Below are 24,109 nucleotides of genomic sequence, written 5' to 3'. Positions count from 1 at the left end.
AAAAAGTGATTACAATCACTTTATGTTTACACATAATGTTTTCAGATTAAGTGACACACAGGACCCGAAGCAAATGGAATCTACCTTGAGTGAGGGCGAAGTCGCCCAACTGCGTGCTTCCGCGTCCAAGGCCTGTGCCTTGCTCAAGGCGTTGGCCAACGAAGACCGCCTGTTGATCCTGTGCCAGTTGACCCAGGGCGAACGCAATGTGGGCGAGCTGGAAACCATGACCGGCGTGCGCCAGCCTACGCTGTCGCAACAGCTTGGCATCCTGCGCGACGAAGGGCTGGTGGCCACCCGTCGCGAAGGCAAATACATTTTCTACGGACTGGCCAGCCACGAAGTGATCCAAGTGATGAAGACCCTGTCCGGCCTTTACTGCGGCGCGGTCATAAAAAGCTGGGCGTGACGCCATCCGGCAGCGACCCTTGTGTGCATTGACAAAAAAAGGCGATAGACCATGACCGACCAACACTGGGGCCAGACCATCAGTGGCGACATCGTTGTCATCGGCGGCGGTTCGGCAGGCATTGGCTTGCTGGCCAGCCTGCTCAAGCGCGACCCCGACCTGAACATCACCCTGATCGAACCCAGCGACTATCACTGCTACCAACCGGCCTGGACTCTGGTGGGCGGCGGTGCCTACGACCTGAAAAAGACCCGCCGCCCTCTGGCCGATGTGCTGCCCAATGGCGTGACCTGGGTGCAGGCCGCCGTCACCGAGGTGCTGCCGGACAGCCAGAGCCTGGTGCTCGACAACGGCCAGCGCGTGACCTGGAACAACCTCATTGTCTGCCCCGGCCTGCGCCTGGCCTGGGAGAAAATCGAAGGCTTGCAGGACACCCTCGGCCAACACGGCGTGACTTCCAACTACAGCTACGAGCACGCCGCTTATACCTGGCAGCAAGTCAAGCAACTCAAGGCCGGCAAGGCACTGTTCACCCAGCCGGCCATGCCGATCAAATGCGCCGGCGCGCCCCAGAAGGCTATGTATCTGTCGTGCGACCACTGGCTCAAGCAGGGCCATCTGCAAAACATCGAGGTGGAATTCAACCTGGCCGGCGCGGCGCTGTTCGGCGTGGCGACCTTTGTGCCGCCGTTGATGAAATACGTGGAGAAATACAACGCGCGCCTGGCCTTCAATGCCAACCTGGTGAAGGTCGACGGCCCGGCGCGCAAAGCCTGGTTCGAGGTCAAGGATGCCGAGGGCAACGTCACGCTTGTGGAAAAAACCTTCGACCTGCTGCACGTAGTGCCGCCGCAACTGGCCCCGGAATTTATCCGCCACAGCCCGCTGGCCGACGCTGCCGGCTGGTGCGATGTGCACCCGCACAGCCTGCAGCATCAGCGCTATGCGCCTATTTTTGGCCTGGGCGATGTGTGCGGCACCAGCAACGCCAAGACCGCCGCGGCCGTGCGCAAGCAGATCGTGGTGGTCGCCGAAAACCTGCTGGCCCTGCGCAAGCAGGCGCCGTTGCCGCTCAAGTACGACGGTTATGGCTCCTGCCCGCTGACAGTGGAGAAGGGCAAAGTGGTGCTGGCTGAGTTCGGCTACGGCGGCAAATTGCTGCCGACCTTCGCCCTCGACCCGACCCAAGCGCGCCGCTCCATGTGGTGGCTCAAGGCGACCTTGCTGCCGTGGTTCTACTGGAACGGCATGCTCAAGGGCCGCGAGTGGCTGACCCGTCTGAGCAAGGTGGACTGAATGTTACTGGCCAGTGTGTTGGGGGTGTTGATGGGCCTGGTCATGGGCCTGACCGGCGCGGGCGGCGGCATCCTCGGCGTGCCCGCGTTGGTGCTGGGCCTGGGCTTGAGCATGACCCAGGCCGCGCCGGTGTCGTTGCTCGCGGTGGGCGCGGCGGCGGCAGTGGGGGCGATAGACGGTTTGCGCCATGGCCTGGTGCGCTATCGCGCCGCCTTGCTGATCGCCTTGCTCGGCGCGCTGTTTTCGCCGCTGGGGGTGTTCGTCGCTCACCAGATGCCCGAAGCGTTGCTCAAGGGCCTGTTCAGCGCGTTGATGGTGCTGGTGGCCTGGCGCATGCTGCAACGGGAGAAAAAACAGGCCGGGCCGAGCGACCATGGCGCCGCCTCCTGGGGCCAGAAAAACTGCATGCTCAACCAGCAGACCGGGCGCCTGGCCTGGACCGCCAAATGCACCGCCACCCTGGCCGCGCTGGGCGCCATCACCGGTGCGGTGTCAGGCTTGCTCGGCGTCGGCGGCGGCTTTCTGATCGTGCCAGCGTTCAAGCAACTCACCGACGTGCAGATGCGCGGCATCGTCGCCACGTCATTGATGGTGATCAGTCTGATCTCGCTGATCGGCGTGGTCGGCGCGTTCCATGCCGGCGTCCGTATAGACGCCGTGGGCTGGGTGTTTATCGCCGCGAGCATCGTCGGCATGCTGATCGGCCGGCGCCTATGCTCGGTGATTGCCGCACGCACCTTGCAGGTGGGGTTCGCCAGCCTGTGTGTCGCGGTTGCAGCGGGAATGCTTTTGAACGCCTTACGCTGAACTTGAAATGCAATTGCGATGTGGGAGGGGGCAAGCCCCCTTCCACATTTGAATCCTCTGTGCGTTTGCGCACTTTCATCCCATCGCATCCCCCACCCAGTACCCAAGTAGCATAGGGCCGCAGCCTCTGCCTTCGTACACTCAAGCCTCTGAGGGGAGAGTCGACGATGCACAACCACGAAGGCGTAGTGAGCGCCATGTCCCAGGCAACCGACGCCGGGCAGGCCGCCGAAGAGTTGGCGCGACAGCTGCTGCATCCGTATCTGGGTTTTGTGCTGTTTTTCTGCTCGGCCTCCTACGATTTGCAGGCCCTGGGCAATGCCTTGCAGCACTGCTTCGGCAGCGTGCGCGTGGTCGGTTGCACCAGCGCCGGCGAGATCACGCCCCAGGGCTACGGGCGCAATTGCGTGACCGCGATGGGCTTTAACCATGCGCACTTTTCCATTGCCACTGAACTGATCGACCAGGTCGAGCACTTCAGCCTGATCGATGCCCAACATATGGTCGAACGCCTGGTGGGCGGTTGCCGCAGCAACACCCTGGCGCCGATCAAAGGCAACACCTTTGCCCTGACCTTGCTCGATGGTCTGTCCAGCCGCGAAGAAATGGTGCTCGCTGCCCTCAGCGCGGCCCTGGGGGATATCCCGCACTTCGGCGGCTCGGCTGGTGACGACAACTTCCTGACCCACACCCATGTATATTTCAACGGTGCGTTTCACAGCGGCGCGGCGGTGGTGGTGTTGGTCAACACCTGGCTGGATTTTGAAGTGTTTACCACCCACCACATCCTGCCGCGGGCGGAAAAACTGGTGGTGACCGCGGCCGACAGCCCGTCCCGCCGGGTATTCGAACTCAATGCCGAACCTGCCGCTGAAGAATACGCGCGGCATATCGGCGTTGCGGTGGCCGACCTCGATCACCGCATCTTCGCTGCCCACCCGCTGGCAGTGCGCATCCACGACCAGTATTACGTGCGCGCGATCCAGCAAGTGCATGACGACCTCAGCCTGAGTTTCTACTGCGCGGTGGAAAACGGCATCGTGCTCACCGTGATGGAACCCGGACCGATCCTGCCAAACCTGCAAAACCTGTTCGACGGCCTGCACACGCGCCTCGGCGACCTATTGCTGACCATCGGCTGCGACTGTTTCCTGCGGCGCCTGGAGCTGGAAGACGCCGACACCCTGGAACAGATCGGCGGTTTCCTGCAGGACCAACGCGTGCTGGGCTTCAACACCTACGGAGAACAGTTCAATGGCATGCACATCAACCAGACCTTTACCGGGGTCGCCATTGCCCGAGGACGCGCGCCTGGGCCGCACTGAACTGCTGGCCGAACTGGCGCGCCTGCGGGGGGACAACCACAAGCTGGCGCGGATCAATGCGGCGCTGATCGAACGCATCGAGTCCGGCGTGTCCCAGGGCAATGACCCGTACACCACGTTCCAGCACTCGGTGGTGTTGGCCGAGCAAGTACGTGAGCGTACCGACGCCTTGAACCAGGCAATGGCCGAACTGCGCGCCAGCAACCACTTGTTGATCAATGCCCGCCTGCGCGCCGAAACCCTGCGCCGTGAGCAGGCCGCCGCGCAAAAGGCCCAGGAAAGCGAACGCTGGATTCGCCTGATCACCGACCACGTCCCCGCGCTGATCGGCTACCTGAATGCCGACCTGGTGTATGAGTTCACCAATAAAGTCTACGAACAATGGTACTGCTGGCCTCCGGGAATGATGCTCGGCCAGAGCCTGCGCGAGGTCCATAGCGAGCAGCACTGCCAGCGTCTCGATGCGTATGTCGCGCGCGCTCTGGCGGGGGAGAGCGTGACCTTTGAGTTCGCCGAAACCAATATCAACAACCAGGAGCGCTACATGCTGCGCTCCTACGTGCCCAACCGCCTGGCCACGGGCGAAGTAGTGGGGATTTTCGTGCTGATCCGCGACATCACCGAGCGTCGTCGCACCGCCGAGGCCCTGCATCAGGCCTATCAGAACCTGGAGCAGCGTGTCGCCCAGCGCACCTCGGAACTCACCGCGCTCAACGACCAGTTGCTCAAGGAAATCGACGAGCGCCGCCGCATGGAAACCCGTCTGCGCGAGGCCAAGCGCGAAGCCGAACAGGCCAACCTGTCGAAGACCAAGTTCCTTGCCGCCGTCAGCCACGACCTGCTGCAACCGCTGAACGCCGCGCGGCTGTTCACCGGCGCCTTGCTGGAACGTCGCGAGCCCCAGGCCAATGAAACCCTGGTGCGCAATGTGAGCAATTCCCTTGAAGACGTGGAAAACCTACTGGGCACCCTGGTGGATATTTCCAAGCTGGACGCCGGCGTGATCAAGGCCGATATCGCGCCGTTCGCCCTTAGCGAGCTGCTGGACAACCTGGCGGCCGAATACACCGAGCTGGCCCGCAGCGAAGGGCTGGAATTGCATTTCATCGGGTGTTCGGCGTTGGTGCACAGCGATATCCAGCTGCTGGCGCGGATTCTGCGCAACCTGTTGAGCAATGCGATTCGCTACACCTATAGCGGCCGCGTGGTGTTGGGCTGTCGTCGCCAGCATCAGCGCTTGTCGATCCAGGTGTGGGACAGTGGCATGGGCATCGCCGAGGAGCGCCTGGAGGAGATTTTCCAGGAGTTCAAACGTGGCGATGTGCAGCGTCGCGATCAGGATCGCGGGCTGGGGTTGGGCCTGGCCATTGTGGAAAAGATCGCCGGCATCCTGGGCCATCGCATCAGCGTCAAATCCGTACCCGGCAAGGGCTCGATGTTTGCCGTGGAGGTGCCCTTGAGCGCCACCGCGCCCAAGACCTTGCCCGCACCGAGCATGAGCGAACCGATGCTGGAGCGTTTACAGGGCGCCCGGGTATGGGTGCTGGATAACGACGCGGCGATCTGCGCCGGCATGCGCACCCTGCTCGAAGGCTGGGGCTGCCAGGTGGTCACGGCCTTATCGGAACAGGACCTGGCCGGCCAGGTGGACAACTACCACGCCGAGGCCGACCTGCTGATCGCCGACTACCACCTGGACAATGACCAGAACGGTGTCGACGCCGTGGCCCGCATCAACGCCCGCCGCGGTCGCCCGATACCGGCGCTGATGATCACCGCCAACTACAGCAACGAACTCAAGCAACAGATCCGCGAACAGGGGCACACCTTGATGCACAAACCGGTACGGCCGATGAAGCTGAAAACTGCCATGAGCCATCTACTGGGCAAGGGGAGGAGGGGGCAAGCCCCTGATGGCGGCCTGTCAGCCAGCTCATGCATTGACTGAACCACCGCTATCGGGGGCAAGCCCCCTCCCACCTTTTGCCCCTCGGTTGCCTGGAGACTCAGCGGCGCAGGCATGAGCCTGGATTGAGCATAATCGGTGCTGATCCACACAGATCAAGATGTGGGAGGGGGCTTGCCCCCGATGGCGGCCGGTCAGCCAGCCCATGCATTGACTGAACCGCTGCTATCGGGGGCAAGCCCCCTCCCACCTTTTGCCCCGCGTTTGTCTGGAAGGCCAGCGGCGCAGGCATGAGCCAGGATTGAGCATAATCGGCGCTGATCCACACAGATCAAGATGTGGGAGGGGGCTTGCCCCCGATGGCGGCCGGTCAGCCAGCCCATGCATTGACTGAACCGCTGCTATCGGGGGCAAGCCCCCCACCTTTTGCCTTTCGTTTGTCTGGAAGGCCAGCGGCGTAGGCACGAGCGAGGATTGAGCATAATCGGTGCTGATCCACACAGATCAAGATGTGGGAGGGGGCTTGCCCCCGATGGCGGCCGGTCAGCCAGCCCATGCATTGACTGAACCGCTGCTATCGGGGGCAAGCCCCCTCCCACCTTTTGCCCCGCGTTTGTCTGGAAGGCCAGCGGCGCAGGCATGAGCCAGGATTGAGCATAATCGGCGCTGATCCACACAGATCAAGATGTGGGAGGGGGTTTGCCCCCGATGGCGGATTGTCAGCCAGCTCATGCATTGACTGAACCACCGCTATCGGGGGCAAGCCCCCCTCCCACCTTTTGCCTCTCGGTTGCCTGGAGGCTCAGCGGCGCAGGCATGAGCCAGGATTGAGCATAATCGGTGCTGATCTACACAGATCAAGATGTGGGAGGGGGCTTGCCCCCGATGGCGGCCGGTCAGCCAGCCCATGCATTGACTGAAACACCGCTATCGGGGGCAGGCTCCCTCCCACCTTTTGCCCCGCGTTTGTCTGGAGGCTCAGCGGCGCAGGTAGGAGCCGAAGTCGATGTCGCCGGCGCTGAGGATGGCCTGTACGCGGTTGTGTACATTGAGCTTGCGCAAGATGGCCGATACATGGGCTTTCACCGTGGTCTCGGCGATTTCCAATGTGTAGGCGATCTGTTTGTTCGACTCGCCTTTAGTCATGCGTTCGAGCACCAGCAATTGTTTGCGGGTCAGGGCTTGCAGCAGTTCGGGGGCGAAGCCCGGGTTTTCGTTGAGGCGGCGCTGGGCGCCGGGTTTTTGGGTGCGGATGATGTCCGGCGGCAGGTACACATTGCCGTTGAGAATCTGCTGGATCGCCTCGGTCATTTGCAGGCGCGGCGAGGACTTGGTGATAAACCCCACCGCGCCATAGGTGATGGCTTGCAGCACGATCTGCTTGTCCTGCTCGGCAGAAACGATCACCACCGGGATGGTTGGCGACTCATTGCGCAGGTTGATCAGGCCGTTGAGCCCGTGCATGCCCGGCATGTTCAGGTCGAGCAGGATCAGGTCGAGGTCGTCGTGTTCCTGGGTCAGGGCCAGGGCACTGTCCAGGTCGGCGGTTTCCATCACTTCGCTGCCGGGGAAGCCGTCGCTGATGACGTTATGGATCGCCTCGCGAAACAGCGGGTGATCGTCGGCAATCAGGATTTTGTACATGGCCGTTCACCTTCTTGTAGTGGTTATTGAAAAGGCTCGGGTGTCGCAGCCGTCACTGGCAGGTTTGCCGCTTCCCACGCATCCAAACCGTCGCGGTACCAATACACAGAGGTATAGCCCAGGTTGGCGGCACGTTTTACCGCGTTCCAACTCAGCCAGCAATCGGAGCGGCAATAGAACACCAGCGGGCGCGACAGGTCGCCGCCGGTGTACTTGTACAGGTGCCGCACGAAATAACCTTGCCATTCCGGCGTGAGGTCGCCGTCGCCGGTATTGGCCAGCCAACGGCTGCCGGGCAGGTTGGCGTGGGGTTGGTCTTCGATAAAGCGGCCTTGCAGCCATTGGCGACGGTAAACGTCGATCAGCACCGGTGCAGGCACCTGGCCAAGCAAGGCTTGCAGGGCGGGAGTGTCGACGATGGTCGCTCCCGACACATGCTCGGGCGTAGGGCTGCGGTACAGGCTGATGCGATAACCGTCGGCGGAAAACAGTGGCGTGTCGGCCTGGACCTGGGCGGTGAGCAGGCACAGCAGGGCCAGCAGGGGTAATCGGGCGGGCAGCATGGCGGGGTAATCCTTATCGTTATGCGCCCATTACACGTGAGTCCCACGCCCTTGGGAATGCGACGATAGACAGCAAAACCAGTACCAAAGTAGTAGTTTTGCCGGCCTCAGCCCGGTTTGCGCAACGCCGCGTGTTGCGGGTTGAAGGTCAGCACTGCCAGCAGGGTGAACAGCACGGTCAAGCCCAGACAGATCGCCAGGGCCAGGCCGGCCAGACGTTCATACAGGGCGAAGCGCACCAGCTCCACCGCGTGGGTGAACGGGTTGACCGCGCACAGCCAGTACAACCACTGGCTGGCATCGCGCATCTTCCACAGCGGATACAGCGCCGACGACAGGAAAAACAGCGGGAAAATCACGAAATTCATCACCCCGGCGAAGTTCTCCAACTGACGAATTCCATTGGACAGCAACAGCCCTAGCGCACTGAGCATCAGCGCCACCAGCAACAATGCGGGCAAGGCCAGCAACAGCCCCATGGCCGGCGGCTGCACGCCGTAGACCCAGGCAATCGCCAGGAACCCATACACCTGCAACAGGGAAATCAACGCCGTGGCCAGCAACTTGCTGCACAGCAAAAACGTGCGTGGCAGCGGGCTGGTCAGCAACACGCGCATGCTGCCCATCTCCCGGTCGTAGACCATCGCCAGCGAGCCTTGCATGCCGTTGAACAGCAGGATCATGCAGGCCAGCCCTGGAATGATGTACACCTCGTAAGGGATGTAGGTGTCGTAGGGTTCGATCACCGAAATGCCCAACGCGGCGCGAAACCCGGCGGCGAACACCACCAGCCACAACAGCGGCCGCACCAGGGCGCTGAGAAACCGCGTGCGCTGCAACACAAACCGCAGCCATTCGCGCAGCACGATGCCGCGCAGGCACTGCCAATACGCATTCATGCTGGCGCTCCCGTTGCGGTGGGGCGGGTCAGGCCGGCGAACAGACGACCCAGATCGCCGTCATGCTCCTGCACCAGCGCGTCGACTTGCCCGCTGGCCACCAACCGGCCCTGATGCAGGATCATCAGCGCGTCGTCGGCGTGCACTTCATCGAGCAGGTGCGTGGTCCACAACACGCTCAGATCGTGCTCCCGGCACAGCTGGCGCACATGCTGGTTCAACCCCAGGCGGCTGGCCGGGTCGAGGCCGACGCTGGCTTCGTCCAGCAACAGCAGGCGCGGCTCATGCAGCAGGGCGCGGGCGATTTCCACGCGGCGCCGGTGCCCGCCGTTGAGTGCGCGGACCTTTTCACGGCGTCGCTCGCTGAGGCCCTGGCGTGCCAACTCAGCCTCGACGCGCAGGTCGGTATGCCGGCGTGACAAGCCATGCAACGCGGCGTGATAGCGCAGGTTCTGTTCCACGCTCAGGTCCAGGTCCAGGGTGCTTTGCTGGAACACCACCCCCAGCTGTTTGAGGGCCGCTCGCGGTGCGTCGCGCAGGGAGTGGCCGCCGACGTGGATCTCGCCGCGTTGCAGGTGATACAGCCGCGTGAGCAACGCGATCAAGGTGGATTTGCCGGCACCGTTAGGCCCCAGCAGCGCGGCAAAACGCCCTGGCGCCAGGCTGAAACCTACCTCGCACAGGGCCTGACATGGGCCGTAGGCGAAGCTCAGGTCCTGCACGGTCAGGGCGTTCATGGCGTGACCACCACGCCCCACGGATAGCGCCCCACTTTGATCGACTTGATCACCTTCAGGCTGTCCACATCGATCACCGACACATCGCCGCTGACGCCGTTGGTGGCCAGCAGTTGTTTTTGATCCGGGGTGAACGCCAGCTGCCATACGCGGCGGCCCACCAACAGATAATCGAGCACCTCGAAGGTCTTGGCGTCGATCACCGCCACATGGTTGGCCGGGCCGAGGGCGACAAATCCGTACTTGCCGTCGGCGCTGAGTTTGATGCCGACCGGCTGCACCTTGTCCGGGTGCACACCCTTGATGGCGAACGTCAGGGTCTTGAGCACCTTGCGGCTGGCTACATCGAGAATGGTCACGGTGCCGCCGATTTCCGCCGAGGCCCACAGCTGCGCGCCGTCGTGGCTGAATTCGACAAAGCGCGGGCGTTGATCCACCAGGGTGCTGTCGGCCAGGGTCTGGGTGCTGGTGTCGATCCAGTGCAGCATGTTCGTGGTTTCACTGGTGTTGACCGCCCACTTGCCGTCCGGGCTCACCGCCATGCCTTCGGGTTCCACGCCGACGCTGATCTGGCCGAGCACCTTGGCGGTCTCGGTGTCGATCACCGTGACCAGCGCATCGTCTTCATTGGATACGTACAACCAACGGTTATTGGGGTGCAGGGCGAACTGCTCGGGGTCTTTGCCGGAGGGCAGTTCCTTGATGATCTTGCGCGTGGCCACGTCCATTACCTGCACGCGGTCCGAGTCGCTGGCGCAGATGTACAGCAGCTTATTGTCATGGGACAGCAGCAAGCCCCGTGGGCGCTGGCCGACCTTGAGGGTGTCGGTGACCTGCAGAGTGTTCAGGTCGATCAGGCTCAGGCTGTTGTCTTTCTCGTTGGAGACCCAGGCGGTGTTGGCCATGGCATGCCCGGCGGCAAGCAGCAGGGCGCATGAGAGCAGGGTGCGGCGCATGGCGAGTTCCTTATTATTGTGGGCGATCAGGGAAAGCGGCAGGTCACCTCGGGTTGGTCGTAACCCAGGCTGTCCATTTCATTAGTGGGGTGCAGGAAGCCGTCCTGGGGCGAAGTGCTGACCAGGGCGCGCGGCTGCACGATGGGAATCGGTTGGCGCAACTGGCCGTTCCAGGCGCGGTAACTGAGCTTGCGGCCCTTGAAACCATCCAGGGGCAACTGCTCGCTCAGCTCCAGTTGACGGATTGGCTGTGGGTCGACCTGGTGCAGTTTATTCACCGCGCTGGCAACGCTGCGCACGGCCATCCAGGCAGCGAAATCGCGGTCGTTCATCCAGCGTCCGGCCAGGGCTTCGAAGCGCTTTTGCAATTGGGCGGCGCCGTAGGTTTCCACGGTTTTGTGCCAGCCGGTGGGCGTGAGGCCCTGGGTGCCGGCGACCGGGCGCGGATACCAGGTTTGATAGGGCACGTATTCGCCGAAGTCACCGCGCTCGTCGGCCACCAGCACCACGTCGTATTCGGCGGTCTGGGTGAACAGCGGCATATCGGCTTGGGCGCTGCGGCGTTGGTCGTTATCGAAGCGCCAGGCTTTTTCCGCGACCAGCTGCACGCCGAAGCGTTTGGCGGCGCGGCGCAGGGCAGCGGCGTAGGCTTGGTCGTCTTCGTTGGGGCCAACAATCAGCAACGCCTTCTGCCATTTGCGCAGCACCAGAAACTGCGCCAGGGCATCGGCGAGCATGGCGCGGCTGGGCAGGGTATGCAGCACATTGGCCAGGCACTCGGTGCTGCGCAAGCGGTCATCGGCGCTGCCGGCGTTGAACAGCAGGCTGTCGGGCAGGGCGGCACTGAGCTGGCGCAGGCTGGCGGCGGGGGCATTCACCACGAACAGGCGCAGGCCCTGGGCGTGTTGGGCTTGGGCCGCGGCGAGCAGCGCTTCGGGGCTTTCCACGCTGGCGCTGGTCAGGCTGTAGCGCTGGTTGAGAAATGCGCCGGTGCTGTTGCTGTCGATGATCGCCAGCTCGGCACCGCGTTGACCGGCATCGGCGGGCTCGGGGATTACATTGGAGAGCAGTGGCCCCGGGTCGGGCCGATAGCCCAGGTAGCCGATCTGCACCTGCAAGGGCGCTTCGGCGGCCTGGCCGTGGCTAGCCCAGGCAATTGCCAGCAGGCAGATCACGGCGTAAGGGGCGAACTGGCGCATAAGGCACTCCATGACAGGTAGCGCCAGCATAGGAAGCCCCGTGCCCGCTGCAAATATGCAGAAAGTAGCGCTGAGGCAGTACCAAGGTAGTAGCCGCGCCGGCGCGCGGCGGTCTTAGCATGGGTCACCCTAGCCTCATTCACAGGAGTGACACGAGCATGCGCGTCTTCACCGCCCGGCCTGGGCTGTCGGCCCTGTGGCGCATCAACTTGTGGGTGTGCGGCTTCTTCACCTTGGTGACCGGCGCGTGTATGGCGCTGCTGCTGCACCAAGCCTTGGCGGACGTGGAGCGCGAATTGCAATCGGCCGCGGCGGTGGTGGCCTACCTGGGCGATACCGCTGAGCGCGACCCCGCCAGCCTGCAACCACAGCTGACTGCCAGCCTGCGCCATGTGCGCGTCTACTGGCTGGCCGCCGGCCAAACCCCACCTGCGCCCGAACAAACCGGGCTGGATGCCTGGCTCGCGCGCTGGGTCTTGACTCCCGCACAGCACACCGCGCGGGTGCTGGACTTAGCCGATGGCCGGCGCGTGTCCATTGCCGTCGACCCACGGGATGAGATCGATGAAGTCTGGGACTCCGTGCAGCAGTTGCTGAGCCTGTGCGGGCTGGCGCTGCTGGTGAGCCTGTTGACGATCCGCTGGGCGGTGCGCCGGGGCATGGGTGTGCTGGACGCCTTGCTGCGCGCCCTGCAACAGGTGTGCGCCGGCCAGCTCAACGTGCGCCTGCGCACCCAGGGTTCGCCGGAGGCGCGGCAACTGGCGCTGCACTTCAACCGCATGACCGACGCCCTGGAGCAGGCCCGACGCGACAACACCCAACTCACCCACACCTTGCTGGCGGTACAGGAACAGGAGCGCACTCAGTTGGCCCAGACCCTGCACGACGACCTCGGCCAATACCTGGCCGGTATTCGTGCCCAGGCCTGCCTGCTACGGCTGGTCAGCGACCAACCGGCCTTGGTGGCGCGCACGGTGGCGAAGTTGGAGGATCACTGTGAACACCTTCAGCAAGGCTTTCGCGCGCTGGTCCATGACCTGTATCCGGTGGCCCTGCAACACCTGCCGCTGGGCGAGGCATTTGCGATGCTGGTAAGCCAGTGGCAAACCCGCCATGGCATCGAATGCCAGCTGCGAGTCAGCCCTGACTTACCGGCGTTATCGAGCACCAGCAAGACCCATCTGTATCGCCTGCTGCAAGAGGCCCTGACCAATGTGCTGCGGCACGCCGAGGCCAGCCAGGTGCGGGTGCGCCTGCAGTGTCGCGGTGCGCGTTTGCGCCTGTGGGTACGGGATAACGGGCGCGGTGCCCAGCCGCCGCAGCGTCCGGGTGTGGGCTTGTACTCGATGGGCGAACGCGCGCGCTGCCTGGGCGGCGAACTGAGCGTCCTTAGCCATCCCGGCGCCGGTTGGGCGCTGGCGCTGAACATGCCGTTGGAGGTGTCATGAATATTCTCTTGGTGGACGACCATGCCGTGGTGCGCCAGGGCTACGCCAGCCTGTTACGTGCCGTGTTGCCGGCCATTGACGTGCGTGAAGCCGCCAGTGGCGAAGACGCACTGGTACGCGTGCAGGAGGCCGTGCCGAACCTGGTGATCATGGATGTCGGGCTGCCCGGCATCAGCGGCCTGGAAACCCTGCGCCGCCTGCGCCAGCGCCTGCCGCAGCTGCGTGTGTTGTTTTTCAGCATGCACGATGAACTGCCCCTGGTGCGCCAGGCCCTGGACGCGGGCGCTTCGGGCTACCTGACCAAAAGCTCGGCCCCCGAGGTGTTGATCGAAGCGGTGCGGCGCATCCTCGACGGTCACGCTTATATCGAACAGGCCCTGGCCACCGAACTGGCCTACACCCCCGGCGATCAACGTTGGCAGGGTATGACGCCGCGTGAACTGGAGATTTTCCTGATGCTGGCCAAGGGCACGCCGATGCGCCAGATCGCCGAACAACTGAGTATCAGCAGCAAGACCGTGTCCAACCACCTGACCTTGCTCAAGAGCAAATTGCAGGTCAGTTCCCATGCCGAGCTGGTGCATCTGGGGATCGATATGGGAGTAGTGCGAGTGGCTGGATAAGCGGGCGCGTGCAGAGCCAACGACTGATACGCCCTGATGAGCAGGCCAAGCCTGCTCACTTTTCTCAGGTTCAGTAGTGTTCTAGCGACCCCAAGTGGTGGGGCAATCCGTACAACCTTCCATATTGGCGTCCTGGAAGTTCGCGTAGTGCTGGCGACTGCCGGTGAGGGTGGCCTGTTCCAGGTTGCTCTCACCGAACTTGGCTTCCTGCAAATTCGCATCGCTGAGGTCGGCACTTTGCAGGTCGGCCTTACTCAGCCAGGTCATTTCCAAGTCGGCCGCGCGCAGGTTGACCTTGTGCATCTTCGCCCCTGAAAGCCGCGCAAATTGCAGGTAGGCCGCGCTGAGGTTGGCGTTTTCGAACTGCGCGCCCTGGGCGAACAGCCCCCAGCCTTGCACGGCCATCAACGTGGCGCCGGTAAAGTCGGCCAGGCGCAGGTTGCTTTGTTGCAGGCTGGCCCGGGTCAGGTTGGCGCCCTGCAATTGGGCTTTTTCCAGGTTGGCCAGGTCGAGGTTGGCATGGCGTAAATCCGCCTCGCGCAGGTCGGCGCCGGCCAGGTTCATTTTGCTCAGGTTCTGGTTGCGCAGGTTGGCACCCTTGAGGTTGGCGCCGGGGCATTGGCTGTGTTCGGCGATGGTGCAGCCATTGATAACGAGCGGAGTGTCGTCGCCATCGTCGGCGTGCGCCAGGGGCAGGCAGAGCAGGAGTAACAAGGGCAGGTAGTTCATCGTGCGACCTCTGGGGATCCTGTGGTGAGCGAGCTTGTTCTGGTTAGCGGGCTTGTCGAATCGTCGCACCGCCCGCGCTGGGCTGCGCAGCGGCCCTGGCATTCCTCCAGCACCTCCCTGCGCTCAGGTCTACGACTGCTGCGCAGCCGAGCGCAGGGCAAGCCTGCTCACCACCGGGGAGCCGCTTGCTGCAAAAGGTGGCCCGGAATTCTCGCCGGGGGTTATTTTTGCGCGGTCTTGTTATCCCAACTCGGGATCTTGAACACCCAGAACGACCCACCCTGAGCCACCGGTTTGGTCAACTCGGCCATGTCGCCGCCCCACAACGGCACCGCGCCGCCGTAGCCGACGGTAACGCCGATGTACTGCTCGCCTTCCTGTTCCCAGGTGATCGGCGGCGAGACGATGCCGCTGCCGGTCTGGAACTTCCACAGCTCCTCTCCGGTTTTGGCGTCGAAGGCTTTGAAGAAACCGTCGCCGGTGCCGGTGAAGACCAGGTTGCCTTTGGTCGCCAGCACGCCGGCCCACAGCGGCAGAGCTTCCTTGTGCTCCCACACCACTTTGCCGGTGGTGGGGTTCATCGCGCGCAGGGTGCCGACGTGGTCGTCATACATACGCTTGATGCGGAACCCCATGCCCAGGTACGCCGAGCCTTTTTTATAGTTGACCTCTTCGGTCCAGTAATCCTCTTTCCACTGGTTGCCGGGGATGTAGAACAGGCCGGTGTCCTGGCTGTAAGCCATGGGGTTCCAGTTTTTGCCGCCCAGGAACGGTGGCGAGACTTCCACCGCTTTGCCCTTGGTTTCCCCCGGCAATGGCTTGGCTGGGCGCTGGCCTGGGTTCTCCACCGGGCGCCCGGTCTTCAGGTCGATATGGCTGGCCCAAGTGATGTTGTCGACGAAGGGGAAGGCGTTCTGCAACTTGCCGTTGCTGCGGTCGACCACGTAGAAAAACCCGTTGCGGTCGGCGTGCCCGGTGGCCTTGACGGTTTTGCCGTCCTGGGTTTTGTAGTCGAACAGCACCAGCTCGTTGTTGCCGGAAAAATCCCAGGCATCGTTGGGGGTGTGCTGGTAGAACCATTTCACCTCGCCGGTACTGGGGTCGACGCCGACCTGCCCGGACGTATAGAGGCTGTCGAAGTCGTGGGGGTTGCCGTCCTTGGCGGTGCGCGCCCAGGTATTCCACGGGCCAGGGTTGCCGGCGCCGACGATGATCGTGTTGGTTTCGGCATCGAAGCTCGCGCTCTGCCAAGGCGCGCCGCCGCCGTGGCTCCAGGCCTCGACTTTGCCGGTGGGCGTACTTGGATCATCCGGCCATGACGGCGCCTTCACGTCGCCGGTCGGCGTGCTGTCCTTGCCGTTGAGACGGCCCATATGGCCTTCGACGAAGGGGCGCATCCACACCTCTTCGCCGGTGTCCGGGTCACGCGCATACAACTGGCCGACCACGCCGAATTCATCGCCGGAACTGCCGTGGATCAGCAGCACCTTGCCGCTGACCTTGTCCTTGATCAGCACCGGTGCGCCGGTGAGGGTGTAGCCGGCGGCGTGGTCGCCGAATTTCTTGTTCCACACCACTTTGCCGGTGGTTTTGTCGAGGGCGATCAGCCGTGCGTCGAGGGTGCCGAAGTAGATTTTGTCGCCGAAGATCGCCGCGCCGCGGTTGACCACATCGCAGCACGGGCGAATGTTGTCGGGCAGGCGGTGGTTGTAGGTCCACAGGCGTTTGCCGGTCTTGGCGTCGAGGGCGAACACACGGGAATAGGAGCCGGTGACGTAGACCACGCCGTCGCTGACGATGGCCTGGGATTCCTGGCCGCGTTGTTTTTCGTCGCCGAACGAATAGGACCAGGCCGGGGTGAGTTTGAACACGTTCTTGTCGTTGACCTTGGCCAGCGGGCTCCAGCGCTGGGCGTTGGTGCCCATGCCGTATTGCAGCACGTCCTGGGTGCTCAGGTGGTCATTGGCGATGTCTTCCCAGGTGACCGCGCGGGTCTGGCGTGGCGGTTCGGCGGCAAGGGCGGCGGTGCCCAGGCTCAGGCTGCCGGCCAGCAGCAGGGCCTGCACGGCAAGGCTCAAAGGTGAACGGACGGGTAGCGATCTTATTGTCATGGTTGCAGTTCCCAGTGTCGGTTTTGACCTGCACAGGGTGCGGCGCGCGGCGCTGGCCGGATACGGAAAAACGCCCGCCGTGGCCGGGAAGATTTCCCGCGCCGCCACTGTTTTAGGCGTGCCCCACAAGCCCTACTACCAAGGGAGGAGGGCGCGACCACCAAAGCAGCATACGGCCCGCGCCCCGGGGTTTCTAAGATGGTTGCCAGAGCCTCTGCAATGAGGTGTTGCGTGCAATCCTGAGGGCAAAAACAATGACAACAACACACAATGCCTTGCTCGTCGCCGGTCTGCTGGTCGGTGTGCTTGGTGCCGGGGCCGCCTGGGCCCATGGCAACGTGGTCCCGCAAGCGGTGGAAACCAAAGGCCTGACCTCCATCAAAGACGCCGGCGTGCCGGTCAACGAGGACGGATGGGCGGCGGTGAACCCCTATCGCAATTCGCCCGAACATGACAAAGCCGTGGAAATCGGCTCGTCCGCCTTCAACCAGAACTGCGCCGCCTGCCACGGCCTGGAAGCCAAATCCGGCGGCATCGCCCCTGACCTGCGCATGCTGGATGTGGGAGAGGCCGGTGATGAATGGTTTGTCGAGCGCGTACGCCATGGCGCGGTGCGCGACGGCCGGGTATACATGCCGAAGATGGCCGACTACCTGAGCCAGGAAGCCTTGTGGGCGGTGCGCACCTACCTGGACAGCGTGCACGTCGAGGAGTGATGCCATGCGCCTGTTTGCCGTGGTGCTGGGCCTGGCCTTGCTGTGCTGCCACACGGCGCAGGCGCAGGTGCGCAGCTATGACCAGATGATCGCCGCCGGCGAAATCAAAGTGGCGGTGTACAAGGACTTTGCTCCCTACAGTTTCGAGGACGGCGCCACCCCCCGAGGCGTCGATGTGGAACTGGCCCAGGCCCTGGCCGAGGCGCTCGGTGTGCGGCTCAAGTTGATCTGGGCGCCGGCCGGCGAAAAGCTCGACGACGACCTGCGCGACTACATCTGGCGCGGCAGCCCCTTGCATCACCATCAGCTGGCCGACCTGATGCTGCGCGCGCCCTACGACCACGACTACGCACAACGGCGCAACGATCAAGGCGAGCTGGAAAACGGCCAGGTGGTGATGTTCGGCCCCTACCAGAATGAACAATGGCAGGTGGCCTACGACCGCCGGCGCTTGGATAAGGTCGCCAGCGTGGCGGTGTTCCAGCAACACCCCATCGGTGTCGAAGTCGACAGCGTGCCATCGTTTTACCTGACCTCGGTGTTCAACGGCCAACTCGCGGCCAGCACCCATCATTACCCCGGTGTGACCCAGGCGTTTGCGGCGATGCGCGCCGGCAAGGTCGATGCGGTCATGGCCATGCGCGGGGAAATCGACTGGCAGGTGCAGCAGGCCCATGACCCGCAACTGGCCTTGGCGGAAAACGCCTACCCGAACATGGGGCGGCAACGCTGGGAGATCGGCATGGCGGTGCACGAAAGCAATCGCCAGTTGGCCTATGCGGTGGAAGAAGCCCTTGAAGGTCTGATCCGCGACGGCCGTTTGCAGGCGATCTACCGCCACTACGGCCTGCGCTACGAAGTGCCCGACATGTACCAATAGGAGCAGGCGATGAACTGGCGACTGAGCTGCATCCTGGCCTGCTGGCTGCCACTGGCCGCCCATGCCGTGGAGGTCGACCCGGTGCCCTCGGTGATGTGGGCCTTCTACCACAAGCAACTGCTGGCCGACGCGCCGTTCGTGTTCGACGCGCGGGTCAAGCTGCTGGCGCCGCCGTTCGCCGAGGATGCGCGCCAGGTGCCGCTGGAAATCGACGCGCGGGCGTTCAAGGGGCATGTGGTGAGGATCCTGGCCTGGGCCGAGCTGAACCCGCTGCCGAAAATCGTCGACTTCCAGCCCAAGGAAGGGGTGCTGCCGTGGCTGGCGCTGCGCATCCGCATCGAGCAAGCCACGCCGTTGCGCGCCGCGGTCCTTACCGATGACGGCATATGGCATGTGGGGTCGGCGCTGATCGACGCGGCCGGCGGCGGCTGCACCGCGCCCAGTGTGGTGCGCAGCCAGCCGGGCTGGGAAGAGCATCTGGGCGAAGTGCTCGGCGGGCGCTACCCCCGTGGCGAATTCAGCCGCGTGCGCGTGCAAGTGGCGCACCCGATGGACAACGGCCTGGTCAGCGGTATCCCTGAGTTTTTTATCAACCATGGGCAATTGCGTGGCCAGGACGATCAGGTGCTGGCCGAGCTGGAATTGTTCCCGGCGGTCAGCGAGAACCCCAATCTGGCCTTCGACATCGAAGCACCGGGGCCTACTCGCCTGGTGCTGCGCGACAACAGCGGCAATGAGTTCGACGCGGCCATCCCCTGACCAGAAGGAGCGCGGCATGCGCTGGATTCTCTTGTTATGCCTGGGCCTGAGCCTGCCCGCCCTGGCGGACCTGGACTACGCGCTCAAGCCCCGGCTGATCGCCGCCGACACCTGGCTGCTCGAAGGCAGCACCGACAACTTTGCCAAGGCCAATGGTGGCAATATCGTCAACACCGCTTTTATCGTCACCGAGGCCGGCGTGGTGGTGATCGACACCGGGCCGTCGCGGCGCTACGGCGAAGCGCTGCGCCAAGCCATCGCCCAAGTCACCCCCAAGCCGGTGATCCAGGTACTGATCACGCACCATCACCCTGATCATGCCCTGGGCAACCAAGCGTTCAAGGACGTGCCCATCGGCGCCCTGGCCGACACCACGCGCTTACTGCACGAGCAGGGCGACAGCCTGGCGGAAAACCTCTACCGCATGGTCGGCGACTGGATGCGCGGCACCGAAGTGGTATTGCCGACCCAGGCGCTGCAAGCCGGTGTATTGAGCGTGGGCCAGCATGACCTGCGCTTGCTGGCGCTGACCGGGCATACCGGCGCCGATCTGGCCATTCTCGACCAGCGCACCGGGGTGCTGTTCACCGGCGACTTGGTGTTCTACCAGCGCGCCCTGACCACGCCCCATAGCCCGGGGCTGGCGGCGTGGCAGGCCGACCTCGACACCCTGCAAGCCTTGCCCTGGACCCTGATCGTGCCCGGCCACGGCCCGGTGGCCGCCGATGCGCAGCCGTTCGCCCAAATGCGCGATTACCTGGGCTGGCTCGATCAACTGCTACGCGACGGCGCCGCCAACGGCAGCGACATGGCCGAGCTGATCCGCAGCCCCATCCCCGAGCGCTTTGCCGCGATCAACCTGAGCCGCTACGAACTGACCCGCAGCGTCAGCCACCTGTACCCGCGCTACGAGCGCGCGCAGATGCAACGGCTGGATACCCGCTACTAAGGAACTAGCAATCTCGATACTGCGGTCAATTGTGACGAACGCCCCTGCGCCCAAGAATCGGCACCAGACCGGGAAAATTTCCCGGGTATAACAAAAAACCGCAGAGGTAGCCGTCATGACCCAACCCGCACGTCGCCAACCCTTCGCCTTGAGTGTGTTGCTCGGTGCCATCCTGTTATCCGGCCAGGCCATGGCCGCCGTGAGCGATCAGGACATTCTCCAGGACCCGAAAAACCCCGGGCAGATCGTCACCAACGGTCTGGGTGTGCAAGGCCAGCGCTACAGCCCGCTGGACACTCTGAATGTGGACAACGTCAAGGACCTGCGCCCGGTCTGGGCTTTCTCCTTCGGCGGCGAGAAACAGCGCGGGCAGCAGGCGCAGCCGATGGTCAAGGACGGGGTGATGTACCTCACCGGTTCCTATTCGCGGGTGTTCGCGGTGGATGCGCGCACCGGCAAGAAACTCTGGCAGTACGATGCGCGTCTGCCGGATGACATCCGCCCCTGCTGCGATGTGATCAACCGTGGGGTGGCGCTGTACGGCGACCTGGTGTTCTTCGGCACCCTGGACGCCAAACTGGTGGCTCTGAATAAAGACACCGGCAAGGTGGTGTGGAGCAAGCGCGTGGCCGACCACAAGGAAGGCTACTCGATCAGCGCCGCGCCGCTGGTGATCAACGGCAAGCTGATCACCGGCGTGGCCGGCGGCGAATTCGGCGTGGTGGGCAAGATCGAAGCCTACGACCCGAAAAACGGCGACCTGCTGTGGACCCGCCCGACGGTCGAAGGCCATATGGGCTATGTGTACAAGGACGGCAAAGCCGTGGAAAACGGCATCTCCGGCGGCGAAGCGGGTAAAACCTGGCCGGGGGACCTGTGGAAAACCGGCGGCGCGGCGCCGTGGCTGGGCGGCTACTACGACCCGGAAACCAACCTGCTGCTGTTCGGCACCGGTAACCCGGCACCGTGGAACTCGCACCTGCGCCCCGGCGACAACCTTTACTCGTCCTCGCGCCTGGCACTTAACCCGGACGACGGCACCATCAAATGGCACTTCCAGAGCACGCCTCACGACGGTTGGGACTATGACGGCGTGAACGAACTGGTGTCGTTCAACTACACCGAGGGCGGCAAGGAAATCAAAGCCGCGGCCACGGCCGACCGCAACGGTTTCTTCTATGTGCTGGACCGCACCAACGGCAAGTTCATCCGCGGCTTCCCGTTTGTCGACAAGATCACCTGGGCCACCGGCCTGGATAAGAACGGCCGGCCGATCTACAACGAAGCCAGCCGCCCCGGCGCGCCGGGCAGTGAAGCCAAGGGCACGTCGGTGTTCGTTGCGCCGGCCTTCCTCGGCGCGAAAAACTGGATGCCCATGGCCTACAACCGCGACACCGGGCTGTTCTATGTGCCATCCAACGAGTGGGGCATGGACATGTGGAACGAAGGCATCGCCTATAAGAAAGGCGCGGCGTTCCTCGGCGCCGGGTTCACCATCAAACCGTTGAACGAAGACTACATCGGCGTGCTGCGCGCCATCGACCCGGTCAGCGGCAAGGAAGTTTGGCGCCACAAAAACTTCGCGCCGCTGTGGGGCGGTGTGCTGACCACCAAGGGCAACCTGGTGTTCACCGGTACGCCGGAAGGTTTCCTGCAGGCCTTCAACGCCAAGACCGGCGAGAAAGTCTGGGAATTCCAGACCGGCTCCGGCGTGCTCGGCTCGCCGATTACCTGGGACATGGACGGCGAGCAGTATGTCTCGGTGGTCTCCGGGTGGGGCGGCGCGGTGCCGCTGTGGGGCGGTGAAGTGGCCAAGCGCATCAAGGACTTCAACCAGGGCGGCATGCTCTGGACCTTCAAGTTGCCCAAGGACCTGGTGGCCAAGCACTAGTTCTACGACCAAATGAGCAGTGCCCTCCTGCCAACGGCGCATTCGCCCGGCGGTGGGGGCACCTTACTATCGGGTGATCGCCTGTTGACCGACAGGCCCGGACCCAGACAGAGGCTTTACTATGATCTACGCACAACCTGGCACCCCTGGCGCCATCGTCAGCTTCAAGCAGCGCTATGGTAATTACATCGGCGGCGAGTTCGTCGCACCGATCAGCGGCGAGTACTTCACCAACACCTCGCCGGTCACCGGCCAAGCGATTGCTGAATTCCCACGCTCCAGCGCCGCCGACATCGATAAAGCCCTGGATGCCGCCCACGCCGCCGCCGATGCCTGGGGAAAGACCTCGGCCCAGGACCGCGCCCTGGTGCTGCTGAAAATCGCCGACCGCATCGAACAAAACCTCGAAGTGCTGGCCGTGGCCGAAACCTGGGACAACGGCAAGGCCGTTCGTGAAACCCTCAACGCCGACGTGCCCCTGGCCGCCGACCATTTCCGTTATTTCGCCGGCTGCATCCGCGCCCAGGAAGGCGGCGCCGCCGAGATCAACGAACACACCGCCGCTTACCACTTCCACGAACCGTTGGGTGTGGTCGGGCAGATCATTCCGTGGAACTTTCCGCTGCTGATGGCCGCGTGGAAACTCGCTCCGGCCCTGGCCGCCGGGAACTGCATCGTGCTCAAGCCGGCCGAGCAGACGCCGCTGTCGATCATGGTGTTCGCCGAACTGATCAATGACCTGCTGCCGCCGGGCGTGCTCAATATTGTGCAGGGCTTCGGACGCGAAGCCGGGGAGGCCCTGGCCACCAGCAAACGCATCGCCAAGATCGCCTTTACTGGCTCCACGCCGATTGGCGCGCACATCATGCATGCGGCCGCCGAGAACATCATCCCGTCCACTGTGGAGCTGGGCGGCAAGTCGCCGAACATCTTCTTCGAAGACATCATGCGTGCCGAGCCGCAGTTTATCGAGAAAGCCGCCGAGGGCCTGGTGCTGGCGTTTTTCAACCAGGGCGAAGTGTGCACCTGCCCGTCGCGGGCGCTGGTGCAGGAGTCGATCTACGAACCGTTCATGGCCGAGGTGATGAAGAAGATCGTCAAGATCAAGCGCGGCAACCCGCTGGACACCGAAACCATGGTCGGCGCCCAGGCGTCCGAGCAGCAATACGACAAGATCCTGTCCTACCTCAAGATCGCCCAGGAGGAGGGCGCCGAGCTGCTCACCGGCGGCGCGGCCGAACACCTGAACGGCGACCTGTCCAGCGGCTATTACATCCAGCCGACCCTGCTCAAGGGCCACAACAAGATGCGCGTGTTCCAGGAGGAAATCTTCGGCCCGGTGGTGGGTATTACCACCTTCAAGGACGAAGCCGAAGCCCTGGCCATCGCTAATGACAGCGAATTCGGCCTCGGCGCCGGCCTGTGGACCCGCGACATCAACCGCGCCTACCGCATGGGCCGGGCGATCAAGGCCGGGCGTGTGTGGACCAACTGCTACCACCTCTACCCGGCGCATGCGGCGTTCGGCGGCTACAAAAAGTCGGGTGTGGGGCGTGAGAACCACAAGATGATGCTGGACCACTACCAGCAGACCAAAAACCTGCTGGTGAGCTACGACATCAACCCGTTGGGCTTCTTCTGATCCTCTAATTGCAATGCGATCAAGTGTGGGAGGGGGCTTGCCCCCGATGAGGGAGTGTCAGCTTAAACAGCTGTGACTGACACACCACCATCGGGGGCAAGCCCCCTCCCACAGTTTTGTTCCCTGTACATTCGCGGCAACGGCGGCTGCAAGGTGTGGGCCGTGAGAACCATAAGATGATGCTGGACGACTACCAGCAGACCAAGAACCTGCTGGTGAGCTACGACATCAACCCGTTGGGGTTCTTCTGATCCTCTAATTGCAATGCGATCAAGTGTGGGAGGGGGCTTGCCCCCGATGAGGGAGTGTCAGCTTAAACAGCTGTGACTGACACACCACCATCGGGGGCAAGCCCCCTCCCACAGTTTTGTTCCCTGTACATTCGCGGCTACGGCGGCGACAAGGTGTGGGGCGTGAGAACCATAAGATGATGCTGGACCACTACCAGCAGACCAAAAACCTGCTGGTGAGCTACGACATCAACCCGTTGGGCTTCTTCTGATCCTCTAATTGCAATGCGATCAAGTGTGGGAGGGGGCTTGCCCCCGATGAGGGAGTGTCAGCTTAAACAGCTGTGACTGACACACCTCCATCGGGGGCAAGCCCCCTCCCACACTTTT

The 24,109-nt window shown here is 63.4% G+C and carries 21 protein-coding genes and 1 pseudogene; 14 read left to right on the top strand and 8 right to left on the bottom strand.

Annotated elements, in window-relative coordinates; translation table 11 throughout:
* The first annotated feature begins 73 nt into the window (after window positions 1-73).
* The 5 genes from ABX75_RS21330 (at window position 74) to ABX75_RS21310 (ending at window position 5,785) form a co-directional block, all read left to right on the top strand.
* Window positions 74-409: a helix-turn-helix transcriptional regulator gene (locus ABX75_RS21330; protein WP_017527038.1), complete on the top strand. Its 336-nt coding sequence runs from the start codon at window positions 74-76 to the stop codon at window positions 407-409.
* A gap of 51 nt (window positions 410-460) precedes the next feature.
* Window positions 461-1,705, top strand: a complete 1,245-nt coding sequence (locus ABX75_RS21325; protein WP_034137806.1) for an FAD/NAD(P)-binding oxidoreductase — start codon at window positions 461-463, stop codon at window positions 1,703-1,705.
* Entirely contained in the window at window positions 1,706-2,512 is an 807-nt protein-coding gene (locus tag ABX75_RS21320; protein WP_047882603.1) for a sulfite exporter TauE/SafE family protein, read from the top strand. It begins immediately after the preceding gene.
* Between the two features lie 167 nt (window positions 2,513-2,679).
* The gene (gene nosP / locus ABX75_RS21315; protein ID WP_034098939.1) at window positions 2,680-3,837 is read left to right on the top strand and encodes a nitric oxide-sensing protein NosP; all 1,158 of its coding nucleotides are present in this window, start codon (window positions 2,680-2,682) and stop codon (window positions 3,835-3,837) included.
* Complete coding sequence (locus tag ABX75_RS21310; protein ID WP_082136190.1) at window positions 3,767-5,785, top strand: NahK/ErcS family hybrid sensor histidine kinase/response regulator; 2,019 nt, start codon at window positions 3,767-3,769, stop codon at window positions 5,783-5,785. The genes nosP and ABX75_RS21310 overlap by 71 nt, the downstream gene beginning before the upstream one ends.
* Before the next feature lie 936 nt (window positions 5,786-6,721).
* On the opposite strand, the gene ABX75_RS21305 is transcribed toward ABX75_RS21310, so the two are convergent.
* From ABX75_RS21305 to ABX75_RS21280, 6 genes are all read right to left on the bottom strand, one after another.
* Window positions 6,722-7,387 carry a response regulator transcription factor gene (locus tag ABX75_RS21305; RefSeq protein WP_034098938.1) on the bottom strand — a complete coding sequence of 222 codons (666 nt, stop codon included), beginning with the start codon at window positions 7,385-7,387 and terminating at the stop codon, window positions 6,722-6,724.
* 23 nt (window positions 7,388-7,410) lie between these two features.
* The gene (locus ABX75_RS21300; protein WP_034098935.1) at window positions 7,411-7,950 is read right to left on the bottom strand and encodes a PQQ-dependent catabolism-associated CXXCW motif protein; all 540 of its coding nucleotides are present in this window, start codon (window positions 7,948-7,950) and stop codon (window positions 7,411-7,413) included.
* 107 nt (window positions 7,951-8,057) lie between these two features.
* Window positions 8,058-8,849, bottom strand: coding sequence for an ABC transporter permease (locus tag ABX75_RS21295; protein ID WP_034138669.1), 792 nt, complete (start codon window positions 8,847-8,849; stop codon window positions 8,058-8,060).
* Window positions 8,846-9,586 (bottom strand): ABC transporter ATP-binding protein, encoded by a 741-nt coding sequence (locus tag ABX75_RS21290; RefSeq protein ID WP_047882601.1) that lies wholly within the window; start codon window positions 9,584-9,586, stop codon window positions 8,846-8,848. Before ABX75_RS21290 ends, ABX75_RS21295 begins: the two co-directional genes overlap by 4 nt.
* Window positions 9,583-10,542: a YVTN family beta-propeller repeat protein gene (locus tag ABX75_RS21285; RefSeq protein WP_047882600.1), complete on the bottom strand. Its 960-nt coding sequence runs from the start codon at window positions 10,540-10,542 to the stop codon at window positions 9,583-9,585. Before ABX75_RS21285 ends, ABX75_RS21290 begins: the two co-directional genes overlap by 4 nt.
* A 26-nt stretch (window positions 10,543-10,568) precedes the next feature.
* Window positions 10,569-11,741 carry an ABC transporter substrate-binding protein gene (locus ABX75_RS21280; protein ID WP_047882599.1) on the bottom strand — a complete coding sequence of 391 codons (1,173 nt, stop codon included), beginning with the start codon at window positions 11,739-11,741 and terminating at the stop codon, window positions 10,569-10,571.
* A 185-nt stretch (window positions 11,742-11,926) separates the two neighbouring features.
* Between ABX75_RS21280 and ABX75_RS21275 the strand changes: the two genes are divergently transcribed.
* Window positions 11,927-13,189, top strand: a complete 1,263-nt coding sequence (locus tag ABX75_RS21275; protein ID WP_047882634.1) for a sensor histidine kinase — start codon at window positions 11,927-11,929, stop codon at window positions 13,187-13,189.
* Entirely contained in the window at window positions 13,186-13,812 is a 627-nt protein-coding gene (locus tag ABX75_RS21270; RefSeq protein ID WP_034110979.1) for a response regulator transcription factor, read from the top strand. The genes ABX75_RS21275 and ABX75_RS21270 overlap by 4 nt, the downstream gene beginning before the upstream one ends.
* Window positions 13,813-13,893: 81 nt before the next feature.
* Here the strand turns inward: ABX75_RS21270 and ABX75_RS21265 are convergent, their stop codons facing one another.
* Entirely contained in the window at window positions 13,894-14,541 is a 648-nt protein-coding gene (locus tag ABX75_RS21265) for a pentapeptide repeat-containing protein (protein ID WP_040268799.1), read from the bottom strand.
* A 221-nt stretch (window positions 14,542-14,762) separates the two neighbouring features.
* On the bottom strand, window positions 14,763-16,652 hold the full coding sequence (gene exaA, locus ABX75_RS21260) for a quinoprotein ethanol dehydrogenase (RefSeq protein ID WP_082136189.1): 1,890 nt from the start codon (window positions 16,650-16,652) through the stop codon (window positions 14,763-14,765).
* A 254-nt stretch (window positions 16,653-16,906) separates the two neighbouring features.
* Here exaA and pedF point away from each other — a divergent pair, with 254 nt between their 5' ends.
* The 7 genes and pseudogenes from pedF to ABX75_RS30080 all read left to right on the top strand — a co-directional run.
* Window positions 16,907-17,368 (top strand): cytochrome c-550 PedF, encoded by a 462-nt coding sequence (gene pedF, locus ABX75_RS21255; protein ID WP_034098924.1) that lies wholly within the window; start codon window positions 16,907-16,909, stop codon window positions 17,366-17,368.
* Between the two features lie 4 nt (window positions 17,369-17,372).
* Window positions 17,373-18,248: an ABC transporter substrate-binding protein gene (locus tag ABX75_RS21250; protein ID WP_034098922.1), complete on the top strand. Its 876-nt coding sequence runs from the start codon at window positions 17,373-17,375 to the stop codon at window positions 18,246-18,248.
* A gap of 9 nt (window positions 18,249-18,257) precedes the next feature.
* Complete coding sequence (locus ABX75_RS21245) at window positions 18,258-19,007, top strand: quinoprotein dehydrogenase-associated SoxYZ-like carrier (RefSeq protein ID WP_034098920.1); 750 nt, start codon at window positions 18,258-18,260, stop codon at window positions 19,005-19,007.
* Window positions 19,008-19,023: 16 nt separating this feature from the next.
* Window positions 19,024-19,956 carry a quinoprotein relay system zinc metallohydrolase 1 gene (locus ABX75_RS21240; protein ID WP_047882597.1) on the top strand — a complete coding sequence of 311 codons (933 nt, stop codon included), beginning with the start codon at window positions 19,024-19,026 and terminating at the stop codon, window positions 19,954-19,956.
* A gap of 115 nt (window positions 19,957-20,071) precedes the next feature.
* On the top strand, window positions 20,072-21,847 hold the full coding sequence (locus ABX75_RS21235) for a PQQ-dependent methanol/ethanol family dehydrogenase (protein ID WP_034098916.1): 1,776 nt from the start codon (window positions 20,072-20,074) through the stop codon (window positions 21,845-21,847).
* A gap of 121 nt (window positions 21,848-21,968) precedes the next feature.
* The gene (locus ABX75_RS21230) at window positions 21,969-23,489 is read left to right on the top strand and encodes an aldehyde dehydrogenase family protein (RefSeq protein ID WP_034110971.1); all 1,521 of its coding nucleotides are present in this window, start codon (window positions 21,969-21,971) and stop codon (window positions 23,487-23,489) included.
* Window positions 23,490-23,889: 400 nt separating this feature from the next.
* Window positions 23,890-23,991, top strand: a pseudogene (locus ABX75_RS30080) (hypothetical protein); the annotation flags it as partial.
* Between the last annotated feature and the right edge of the window lie 118 nt (window positions 23,992-24,109).

This window comes from Pseudomonas sp. ARP3 (assembly GCF_001029595.1).
GTDB lineage: Bacteria > Pseudomonadota > Gammaproteobacteria > Pseudomonadales > Pseudomonadaceae > Aquipseudomonas > Aquipseudomonas rhodesiae.
The sequence above is the reverse complement of the archived record's forward strand: the minus strand, read 5'-3'. Positions and strand labels throughout refer to the sequence as shown.